At 53.9% G+C, this 10,737-nt stretch carries 8 protein-coding genes and 1 pseudogene; 3 read left to right on the forward strand and 6 right to left on the reverse strand.

Annotated elements, in window-relative coordinates; genetic code table 11:
- Both F556_RS39285 and F556_RS0124855 read left to right on the forward strand, forming a co-directional pair.
- Positions 1 to 149 (forward strand): annotated as a pseudogene (locus tag F556_RS39285) (IS256 family transposase); the annotation flags it as partial.
- Between the two features lie 709 nt (positions 150 to 858).
- Positions 859 to 2,181, forward strand: coding sequence for a glutamate-1-semialdehyde 2,1-aminomutase (locus tag F556_RS0124855; RefSeq protein ID WP_020619717.1), 1,323 nt, complete (start codon positions 859 to 861; stop codon positions 2,179 to 2,181).
- Between the two features lie 133 nt (positions 2,182 to 2,314).
- Here the strand turns inward: F556_RS0124855 and F556_RS0124860 are convergent, their stop codons facing one another.
- From F556_RS0124860 to F556_RS0124885, 6 genes are all read right to left on the reverse strand, one after another.
- Positions 2,315 to 3,463 (reverse strand): MFS transporter, encoded by a 1,149-nt coding sequence (locus F556_RS0124860; RefSeq protein ID WP_020619718.1) that lies wholly within the window; start codon positions 3,461 to 3,463, stop codon positions 2,315 to 2,317.
- A gap of 202 nt (positions 3,464 to 3,665) precedes the next feature.
- Positions 3,666 to 5,255 (reverse strand): methyl-accepting chemotaxis protein, encoded by a 1,590-nt coding sequence (locus tag F556_RS0124865; RefSeq protein WP_020619719.1) that lies wholly within the window; start codon positions 5,253 to 5,255, stop codon positions 3,666 to 3,668.
- A 52-nt stretch (positions 5,256 to 5,307) separates the two neighbouring features.
- Positions 5,308 to 7,320 carry a chemotaxis protein CheA gene (locus F556_RS0124870; RefSeq protein WP_020619720.1) on the reverse strand — a complete coding sequence of 671 codons (2,013 nt, stop codon included), beginning with the start codon at positions 7,318 to 7,320 and terminating at the stop codon, positions 5,308 to 5,310.
- 13 nt (positions 7,321 to 7,333) lie between these two features.
- Positions 7,334 to 7,762, reverse strand: coding sequence for a chemotaxis protein CheW (locus F556_RS0124875; protein ID WP_020619721.1), 429 nt, complete (start codon positions 7,760 to 7,762; stop codon positions 7,334 to 7,336).
- Positions 7,763 to 7,785: 23 nt separating this feature from the next.
- Positions 7,786 to 8,856, reverse strand: a complete 1,071-nt coding sequence (locus F556_RS0124880) for a protein-glutamate methylesterase/protein-glutamine glutaminase (protein WP_020619722.1) — start codon at positions 8,854 to 8,856, stop codon at positions 7,786 to 7,788.
- Positions 8,857 to 8,868: 12 nt separating this feature from the next.
- Positions 8,869 to 9,414, reverse strand: a complete 546-nt coding sequence (locus F556_RS0124885; RefSeq protein WP_020619723.1) for an HD-GYP domain-containing protein — start codon at positions 9,412 to 9,414, stop codon at positions 8,869 to 8,871.
- Between the two features lie 204 nt (positions 9,415 to 9,618).
- Between F556_RS0124885 and F556_RS0124890 the strand changes: the two genes are divergently transcribed.
- Positions 9,619 to 10,614, forward strand: a complete 996-nt coding sequence (locus tag F556_RS0124890; RefSeq protein ID WP_020619724.1) for a tyrosine-type recombinase/integrase — start codon at positions 9,619 to 9,621, stop codon at positions 10,612 to 10,614.
- The last annotated feature ends 123 nt before the right edge of the window (positions 10,615 to 10,737 follow it).

Below are 10,737 nucleotides of genomic sequence, written 5' to 3' on the forward strand. Positions count from 1 at the left end.
CGGCGGAGAAGATCGTTTACCTAGAGGTGACAACCTACAACGAGCGTTTTGAGAGCCGCGTCATCCGTGGATTTAATGATGCTCTGGTGAAGGAGAAACTCCAGGCGCTCTTTGAGGAGCGTTATCCGACAAGGGAGGAGGAAACCTAAACCACCCTTCGGGCTCCCGCGCCTTCGCTTGGGCTACACTCGTCTATCTATTTCAACACCTAATTACACGCCACTCGTTGGGAGTTGTTCCCTGCTTACACAAACTTCTTGACGCTACCCTCATTTCATCGATTTAAGTAACATTTGTTACTTAAATGCGGCCATTGCGCCTCATTACACAGATTTAAGTAACATTTGTTACTTGGTTGCGGGCGTGTTGCCTCATTTCATCGATTCAAGTAACATTTGTTACTTAATTACAGCCGTGACGCCTCACTTCATCGATTCAAGTAACATTTGTTACTTAATCGCGGCCATGTCGCCTCATTACACAGATTTAAGTAACATTTGTTACTTGGTTGCGGCCATGTTAATTGTGGCCATGCCGACTTGCTGCGAAAATCCAAGCAGGTTGTGTAGGCTGTTGAGTAAATACCGGAGAGGCACGGAATCGAGTCTGGTCAACGCTTTCTTGAAAGAAAGCGGCTTCGAGAGCATATGCTGCGTAGCGTTAGCCTGAAAGCTTTTCGCAGAAAAGCTAGCTTCGGAAGCATAGCAGTCCCCGGATTTCAACCGCTAGAGCGGTTAACAAATTAAGAAATCCGGGGACAACAGCGATCGGAAGATCGATCCGTGACCGTAGGCTCCTTTTTATTTTGGCTGCAGCTATGCGGTTCAAATCATAAATGACTTATGGAGGTTATTATTTATGGCATCAAATCAAATTCGGCCGAAGTCTGAGCTGCTATATGAAGAAGCACTCGAGCATATCGTAGGTGGCGTCAACAGTCCGTCGCGCTCGTTCAAAGCGGTGGGCGGCGGTGCACCCGTCTTCATGCAACGTGCGGAAGGTTCCCACTTCTGGGATGTGGACGGCCACCAGTACATCGACTATCTGGCTGCCTATGGCCCGATCATTACCGGACACGCCCATCCGCATATTACGGAGGCGATCATTGGCGCCGCGCGAGCCGGTACCTTGTATGGTACGCCGACGGCGCTGGAGATCAAGCTCGCGCGCATGCTGAAGGAAGCCATCCCCTCGATGGACAAGGTCCGCTTCGTCAACTCTGGAACCGAAGCTGTCATGACGACGATCCGGGTGGCACGGGCCTATACGGGGCGCAGCAAAATCATCAAGTTCGCCGGCTGCTATCACGGCCACTCCGATCTTGTATTGGTCGCTGCAGGTTCCGGCCCTTCGACGCTCGGTATCCCCGACAGCGCCGGCGTCCCAGGCAGCATTGCCCAAGAGATCATCACTGTGCCCTTCAACGATCTGTCGGCGCTGGAGCAGGCTTTGGCCGCTTGGGGCGACCAGGTCGCTGCGGTCATGATCGAGCCGATTGTCGGCAACTTCGGCATGGTCATGCCACAACCAGACTACCTGGAGGCGCTGTGCCGTCTGACCCGCGATGCCGGCGCTCTGGTCATCTATGATGAGGTGATCAGCGCGTTCCGTTTCCATTATGGCGCTGCCCAGACCTATAGCGTCTTCCCTGACCCGGAGGCGATCCAGCCTGATCTGACCGCACTCGGCAAAATCATCGGCGGCGGTCTGCCCATTGGCGCCTACGGCGGGCGCAAAGACATCATGGAGAAGGTCGCCCCACTGGGCCCTGCCTATCAGGCAGGCACGATGGCCGGCAACCCGGCCTCCATCTCGGCGGGCATCGCTTGTCTGGAGGTGCTGCAGCAAGAGGGGGTTTACGACCGTATGGAAAACCTTACTGTTCGTCTGACCGAAGGCTTGCAGCAAGCGGCTGACCGTCATGGTATCCCTGTAACGATTAACCGGATCCGCGGTTCGTTCTCCATGCATTTCTGCGATCACCCCGTGACCAACTATGATGAAGCGCAGGATACAGATGGCGAGCAGTTCGCCCGCTTCTTCCGCACGATGCTGGACCACGGCATCTGTCTCGCTCCTTCCAAGTATGAAGCCTGGTTCCTGACCACGGCCCATACAGACGAGGATATTGATCAGACGCTTGCAGCAGCTGATGAGGCCTTTAGATCGCTATTAGGTTGACAAATATCCGTTATTAGTACGCAGGGTGAAACAGCCAGCCCCTTTTGGCAACTAGCATGCACTATGGTACAAAATGCTAAGCTGATATAGTAATCATCCTATCACCCATAGAACAACAGAAGAGGCCGCCGCCCTAAACGGGCTGTGCGGCCTCTTCTCTGCGTTCGCGAAGTAGAACGACAAGCGTGAACAAACAACAAGCTAGAGCAATCCAGCCGCATACGTAGAACACCATACGCATGCCAATGGCTTCACTGGCAAATCCACCAAAGAAGCTGCCTATAATGCGAGCCACCCCCAGCGTCAGCAGCCCATTGAGTGTCTGTCCGCTCGCCTTGAGCGACTTGGGCGCGACCTGGTTAATATACATGGCCAGCGTGACGGTCAAAACAATGAAGATCAGACCGTGCAGCAGTTGGGTGGGCAGCAGCCAGACCGCGCTATCGGTCAGCGAGCAGATGAACCAGCGGGCTGCTGACGCGCCCCCGGCTACGAGCAGCACGGTCGTGATGCGAACCTTTTTGAAAATCTTGGCCGCTAGCAGCAAAAACGGAATTTCGCTGAGCGATGAGATCAGCATCGACCAGCCAAGCAGCGCATTGTCCCCGCCCAAATCGCGGAAATAGACCGGGAAAAATGAGTAGTAGTACCCCATCGTGATGTGCAGCACCAGACTGATACTCATGTACGTTACCAGCTTACGGTGCTTCAGCAGCACCCAGACCCGCTCTGTGCTCCCCCGCGCCCGGGCTCCGGCGACACGCGGCAGTCGACTAAGAATGAGGAGCGAGGCCAGCATCACCAATGCATACACTGGAAACATGTACCCGATATCCCGGGTCGCCAGCCAGCCAAAAAACACCGACATCGCTGCAAAGCCGAAGGTACCGCCGAGCCGGATCGGTCCGAAGCTCCAGCGGGACTGCTTGTCCAACTGCTCCAGAGTGATCGTGTCGCTGAGCGCAAACGTGGAAGTCTGGAAAAAGGTGAACAGACAGACCATCAGCAGCAAATAAATAAATGCCGAGGATAGCGGAAACAGGAGCATGACGATCCCGCTCCCTACCAGCAGCACCGCCAAGACGCTGTTCTTGCTGCGTGCCCGGTCACCTATAGCGCCCCACACGGGCTGGGCCAACACGGCAACCAGCGGTCCAAGACTCAGCAGAACGCCGATCTGAGAAGGTGACAGACCCTCGGATTGAAAATACACGGGCATATACGTGCCGAATACGGCATTTCCCATATAGATAACGGCATAAAAGAGTAAAAAATAGTACACAGCTTATAACCGGCTTTCTGATTAGAGTTGAGTTGTCCCGAATGTCATGCCGGCCTGTCAGAGCAAGCTTACCAGACGATCCAAACCTCTCTCATTATCCCACAAACAATTCAAATTCGCCATGTTCGGCACCAAGGGGCTTCATGCGGCCAGAGCTGCCCAATGTAAAAACGGTGCGAGGCTCACCCCCGCACCGTAATCCTTAATCCAGCTTAAACGTAGACACCGAATGCTGCAGCTCTTCTGCCAGCTGAGCTAGGGACTGGGCAGTAGCAGCTGTCTCTTCGCTGCTGGCCGCTGCTTCCTCGGTGACCGAAGAGATATTCTCCACGGCGCTCAGCACGGTTGAGGATTGTGCAGCCTGCTCTTCACTGGCCGCTGCGATCTCCGCAACCTTCTGGCCGGACTCATCGACCATATCTGCGATACTGCGGAAGGACTCGCCTGTTTTCTCAGACAACACGGTGCTTTCCTGTACGGCGAGGACGCTCTGACGCGTATTGTCCTGCATGCCTTTGATGATGCCCGCAATCTGCTTGGTCGCCTCGCCACTGCGTTCTGCGAGCTTACGCACCTCGTCTGCTACGACCGCGAAGCCTCGGCCTTGTTCGCCAGCACGGGCGGCTTCAATCGCTGCGTTCAACGCGAGAAGGTTGGTCTGATCGGCAATATCCTCGATGACCTCGATGATCTCGCCGATTTTTTGCGAATCGCCTTCCAGCTTGCGCATTTGTCCGTTAACCTGCTGCATACTCTCCACAGAAGAACGGATGACCTCCCCTCCCTCGCGCGCCAGTGTCATCGTCGATTCTGCGATTTCCGAGGCTTGTTCCGTATTCTGTGCGACCGAGTGAATCGCCGACGACAGCTCGACAAACAGCTCATTAATCGTCTGTGCCGCATTGGCTTGGTTGGCGCTGCCGCTGGCAACCTCCTGGGTGCTGGCAGAGATCTGCTCAGCCGCCGCAGAGACGCTCTGAGCCGATCCTAGAATGCCTCCTACAATCCGCCGTAGGTTCTCAACCATACTGTCGATAGCCATCGCGAGCTGCCCGATCTCATCCTTGGTACGAATACCGATGGTCTGGCGCAGATCACCATCCGCCACCTGATTGACCAAATGAGCCACTTTGCCCAACGGACCGGAGATCACGCGTGAGATGACCGTACCAAATACGATGCACAAGAGTACCGCTACAACCAGGATCACTATGGTGATCAACCGGGAAGAATTGAACAGCTCATTGCCTGTTCCCCGTGCCAGGTCGGCCTCGGCTACATTAATGCTAACCATATTATCCAGTAGACTGATCATGGTGTTACCCGCTTCGGTCAGTTCACCACGAACCAGTTCGCCCATCTCTTCCCCCCTGTTCGACTGGCCCATCTGCAAGGCTTGCTCATATAGGCCGTTGTAAGTGCTCCAGTAGTCTTCAAAAGGCCGAATGGCTTCCTGCGATTCCGCACTCAGGGCTGTAGTCCGGAAGACGGCGATATGCCCCTCCACCTCGCGCTTGAGCTCTTCGTAACGCTCAGCCAGACGGTTCCGTGCGTCGTTAGCATCCGACAGGAGTACATCGCGGATCACGACACGCATTTCAATAAACTTGCTCTGGGCCTCCAACAGCTCCTTGACCGGTACCAGGTTATCTTGATACATCGTCTCTAAACTACTGTTAAGCTTGCCCATATTAATGACGCCGAACAGCCCTACAAATGCCATGATGACGGAAATGATCAAAAATGCCGAAATCAGCTTTACACTCGTGCGCAAATTATATAACCATCTCATGTTGTCATTCTCCCCTGGGTCGCTTGGAACCCCTTCAATGTATGTCGTGCTGTTAACGAGTAATCATTTTAATGATGCCACCAGTTTCCAGAATCAAGGCGACTTTGCCATCCCCCAGAATAGTGGCACCCGAAATCCCTTCGACCTTGCCGATATAGGGACCAAGCGAACGTACGACGATCTCATGATTGCCAATCAACTCGTCCACGGCCAGCGCCACACGTTTCTCTGCGCGTCCGATGATGACCAAAGGCCGGTACCGGCCGGAATCGGCAGGCTCGGGGTAGCCGAAGTAACGGTGAATATGTACAACCGGAATCACCTGATTACGCAATGTGAGAACCGGAATGCCGTTAACCGTACGGACTGCCGCCTCCTCAACCCGGACAATCTCGGCAACGTTACTCATCGGCAGAATAAACGTTCGTCCAGCTATCGTAATGACCAGACCTGTCGTAATCGCGAGAGTCAGTGGCAACCTAATTTTGAACTGCGTCCCTCGCCCCCGTTCGGTATCAATATCAATCAGTCCGTTCATCCGCTCAATATCGTTGCGGACAATATCCATGCCGACGCCGCGGCCTGAGACATCGCTCAGCTTGGCAGCTGTAGATAAACCGGGGTGAAAGATCAGTTGTACCGCATCGTGCTCTGAGAGTTGTGCTGCTTCCGCTGCACTCATCACCCCTCGATTCACGGCGGCCTGGCGCAGCTTGTCGGTGTCGATTCCCGCTCCGTCGTCCTCAATCAACAGACTGACCTGATCATCCTCATGGGCCGCGGTGATCCGCAGGCTACCCTTGACTGGCTTGCCCGCCGCGCGTCTGTCCTCCGGTGATTCCAGCCCATGGTCAACCGCGTTGCGCACCAAGTGTATTAGCGGATCACCGATCTCCTCAATCAGATTGCGGTCCAGCTCCGTATCCTTGCCTTCAAGAATCAGTTCGACCTCTTTGCCGAGCGCGATCGAGAGATCCCGAACGAGCCGCGGGAATCGGTTAAAGAGCTGCTCGATCGGCAGCATCCGTACTTTCATTACGCTTTCCTGCAGTTCCCCGACGGTTCGGGTCAGATGGTCAGAGAGCTGGCTGAACTCATCGAAGGCTTCATCCGGTCCGAAACGCTGCCGTAGGATCTTCCCTGCCTGCTGAATCCGGGTCTGGTCGATTACCAGCTCCCCTACAAGATTCATCAACTGCTCCAGACGATCCACATTGACTCGAATCGAAGCCGCTTTGGCTGTGTCTTGTCGTACCCCACGACCCGCTTGGACAACAAGCTCAGGCAGGATGGTCTCCTCCTCGGCGACGATAACCTCCGGTTGGGTCTGCAGCCGCTCCATCTGGGCTAGCTCCAGATCGACCTGCTCCACATCCATTAGAGCCGATGCCAGCTCATTCAGTTCTTCAGCTGTCAGGCTGGTCGAGACAAGCCAGCGCGCCGAACGCGAGGCCTCAGACGCTTCATCTGTAGGTCCCGTACCGTCCTCCTCCCGCCAGATCAGCTCCAGCAGCTCATCCAGCTTCCTTTCGATAATCTGGAATCGCGCATACCTCATTTCGCAATGCTCTGAGAGCTGCAATGTCAACCAGACCAACTGGCGTTTCTTATCCTGTGCAGCAAGAAACTTTTGATAGATCTCATAGGGAAGAAGGGGTGGTGCCTGCAGTGGGGGCGGGCTGGTGCTCGCCGTATATCCCCGCAGCCCCTGGATCGTATCGGCCATATCCGATTGCTCTGTATGATGATGGACGATTTCGCTTTGTAGCTGACGCAAGCCGTCCAGGGCCTCGAAAAACAAACTGGCCAATTGCTGTGAAATCTGAAGTTCCCTGTTGCGTAGCTTCTCTAACACATGCTCCATCTCGTGGGTCAGGTCCTTGAGCTTCGCGTAGCCCATGGCAGCCGAAGATCCTTTAAGGGTATGCGCTGCACGGAATAATCGCTGGATGCCTGCGTCCGTGCCGCCCTCCCGCTCCAACGCGAGCAGTTCTTCCTCGATGGTCTGCAGCTGTTCGCTTAGCTCTTCGAGGAAGATGTCGCGAAATTCAGACAAATCAAGCATTATGTTCCCACCTTTAGCTCTGGATCAGCACTTCGTCCAATTTAAGTATGCCAACCAATCCGTTTGAAGTGATGCCTATGCCAACAAAGTAGGAGCCACTAATTCCCCCGACCCGCTCCGGTGGCGGCTGGATGTCGGAGAACAGTGTGACCTGATTGACATGGTCGACAATAAGGCCCACCGCGTCGTTGGCATGGGCAACCACAACGATTCGCGAAGCTTTGGTGGGCTCTGATTCTTCCAGGGCAAACAGGCTGCGAAGACTGATAACCGGGACGATTTTACCCCTCAGATTGATAACGCCCCGGACATAATAATGACAGTTTGGAATATCGGTAATATCTTGGAGCTTGATAATCTCGTGAACGTCGGCGATTCGGATCGCATAATTCTCGCCGCCTACGCCAAATTCCACATATTGCTCCACCGCTGATGCCAGCATGGTGCTTCCTCCTTGCGTGAATGTTATCTGCGCATACAACCGGTTAGGAATTCGGCCATTTCACCAAGCGGGACCACATGCTCCGCTCCCCCTGCCTCAATAGCAGCCCTTGGCATGCCGTAAATGATACAGCTCTCCCGCGCTTCGGCTATCGTCGTTGCCTGGCCGCTGCGTCTCGCTCGGAGCATCTCCTCGGCTCCGTCTTTCCCCATGCCTGTCAGTAGAACCAAATACCGCTGCAGCTCCTCCAGAGGGGCCAGTGAAGCAAACAGCTCGTCCACCGAAGGGCGGTGTCCGCTCCGTTCCGCCTGTTGGTGCAGGGCGATCCGGTATCCGTCGCTGGCGCGCTCGACGGTCATGTGATAATCGCCGGGAGCAATATAAACCTTGCCGTTCTGCAACAGCTCCTGATCCACTGCCTCAACGACCGGCATCGGCGATATTTTGTTCAGCCTCGCAGCCAGCGACGCAGTGAACTGGGGCGGCATGTGCTGAACAACCAGCACGGGGCAATCCCACCCTGCCTCCAGATCCGAGAGCAGGGCGGTCAGCGCTTGCGGCCCGCCAGTCGAGGTACCGATGGCCAGGAGTCGTTTGACCTGACGCTGCATCCTGTCTACTGAACTCAGACGTTGGGCAAATCCAACCGGTGCATTTGCCTGCACTCTTGTACGTGGCGGCGACAGACGTTTGGGCTTGACGGCAGAGGCGGCATATAACTTGTTATTGAGCTCTCCCATAATCCGATGGATATCGAGGATAAAGGTGGAGCTTGGTTTGTGTATAAAATCAACGGCTCCAATCTGCAAGGACTCGATGGTCTCCGAGGCCCCATCACTGGTCAATGAACTTAGCATGATGACAGGCACCGGATGCTCCCGCATCAGCGTTCTGAGGACATCCAGACCGTTCATTCCGGGCATTTCAATATCAAGGCTGATGACGTCAGGCTGCAAGGCCTTGACCCGTTCGATAGCCTCCTTACCATTAGCTGCAGTTCCGACGACTTCCAGCCTGGGATCCGTGTCGATATATTTAATCAGGAAACTTCTCATAAATGCAGAGTCATCGACGACCAGAACTTTGACTGACATATGCTGCCCCTCTCAATTGGTGAACTTGCGCATTTCTTGATGTACGCGAAGGAAAACGTCGACGATATGGCCGTCAAATTGGGTCCCACTGTGTCTCAGCAGCTCTTCTAAGGCTTCCTGCTCGGTGAAAGCTTTGCTGTAGGGTCGGCTGGAGGTCATGCTGTCATAGGCATCCAACACGGCGCAAATCCGGGCAAACAGCGGAATTTCTTCGCCGCGCAGCCGATCCGGATAACCTTTTCCGTCCCAGCGCTCATGATGATGTCGAACCAGCTTAATGATACCGGGATCAAACCTCGGTTGCAGCTCCAACATCTCCGCACCCAGCTCGGGATGCAGCTTCATGATGACCCATTGGTCCGGCGTCAGCTTGGCCCGCTGATAGAGGATTTCCCTCGTGATCATCACCTTGCCGAGATCATGGACGAAGCAGCCCCGCATCAGCCGGTCGGTCTCTGGCTTGCTGAATTGCAACGCTACCGCCATCTTCTCCGCCAGCAGTGCCACCCGACTACAATGCTCATACGTCTCTGGAGTTTTCTGCTTCAGCAACTCCATCCAGCTCCCGACTCCTAGTAAATCTCCAAATTGATGTACTCTTGGCTTCTTGAACACAAGCATTCTCACCTGATGGCCCTCCCTGCCCTATGTACCCCGCTTTTCCTGCTACCCCCCTATAATGTTTTCGCCTTTCGGACGATATAGTGGTGTGGCGTACAATAATAGTTGTGCGACATCTTAGACCGCAGGAGGAATGCAAATATGGAACCTTCCACAGTAGTAAAACACAGCGAAACGGCATCTCTCGACATCATGGAAAACAACGATTTACAGTACAATGACAGTCAAATTATCCAAATGTTTTTGGCCACATGCAGCGGGTCTGCCCATACTCATAAAAACTATGTCCGGGCCATTGAACGGTTCCGGGCATTTCTAAAATACAAGCCGCTTAATTCAGTGACCTGGCGAGAGCTAGAGGCCTTCAAGTTGCATCTGGGTCACCTCCATACAACGGCCGGGACCAAAAACTCCCCCCGCAAGCTGGCTCCCGCGACGATCGCCGCCTGTATTGCCCCTCTCAAATCGCTCTATAAATGGGGCAGTGATCCCAATATTAATCTGTTCTCGCAAAACCCCGCTTCGCGGCTGCGGCTACCGCCAGTACCAGTAACCAGCAAGCGCCACTACCTTACCCGTAATGAAGTCGGGCTTGTGCTAACTCAGCTTCAACAAGGCGGTTTGCGCAACTATTTAATCGGATTATCCTTAGTATTGCTGGGACTTCGCGTATCAGAGCTTACGGCCATTCAGTGGCGGGATTTCTATTCGGACATTACGGAATCGGGGGTATGGGTCACAATTACAAAGGGGAAAGGGGGCAAAGAACGGGAAATCAAAATACCACAGCAACTGTGGACAATGTACCTGGAGTATGCCCGCATTTTGTCTGGCCAAAAAGAGCCATCACCCGACCTGGTTCTTTTTCAAGTGTCGACCAGACAGATCGAGAGAATTATCAGCCAGGCGGCCCGCGAGTGTTCCATCAGCAAAAAGTTGACTCCACACTGGCTCCGACATACGAATGCCACCTTGGCTTTACTCCACGGCGCAACCCTGCAGCAGGTGCAAGTTACGTTGGGACACTCGCATATCAATACGACTCAGCGTTATCTTCACACGGTAGACCAAATTAAGAAAACAGCCCCAGATTATGTAGAAGAAAGCCTCATGGATTTTATGCGACACAAAAAATAAGCGAATTGAGTCTTAAGGCACAAATATCTAACATTTCCCTTGATTATATAGTCATTTTGTCCTATAATTATGACGAAATAAGACAAATTTTGCCGATTAATGTCGCACAACTATTATTGTACG

Origin of the sequence: Paenibacillus daejeonensis DSM 15491 (assembly GCF_000378385.1) — a bacterium.
Classification (GTDB): Bacteria; Bacillota; Bacilli; order Paenibacillales; family Paenibacillaceae; genus Paenibacillus_D; species Paenibacillus_D daejeonensis.

What these genes read in the sequence shown, in the direction of transcription:
- F556_RS0124855 (WP_020619717.1), top strand. Translation starts at nt 859, where the DNA reads ATGGCATCAAATCAAATTCGGCCGAAGTCTGAGCTGCTATATGAAGAA.
- F556_RS0124880 (WP_020619722.1), bottom strand. Translation starts at nt 8,856, where the DNA reads ATGTCAGTCAAAGTTCTGGTCGTCGATGACTCTGCATTTATGAGAAGT.
- F556_RS0124870 (WP_020619720.1), bottom strand. Translation starts at nt 7,320, where the DNA reads ATGCTTGATTTGTCTGAATTTCGCGACATCTTCCTCGAAGAGCTAAGC.
- F556_RS0124890 (WP_020619724.1), top strand. Translation starts at nt 9,619, where the DNA reads ATGGAACCTTCCACAGTAGTAAAACACAGCGAAACGGCATCTCTCGAC.
- F556_RS0124885 (WP_020619723.1), bottom strand. Translation starts at nt 9,414, where the DNA reads ATGGAGTTGCTGAAGCAGAAAACTCCAGAGACGTATGAGCATTGTAGT.
- F556_RS0124865 (WP_020619719.1), bottom strand. Translation starts at nt 5,255, where the DNA reads ATGAGATGGTTATATAATTTGCGCACGAGTGTAAAGCTGATTTCGGCA.
- F556_RS0124875 (WP_020619721.1), bottom strand. Translation starts at nt 7,762, where the DNA reads ATGCTGGCATCAGCGGTGGAGCAATATGTGGAATTTGGCGTAGGCGGC.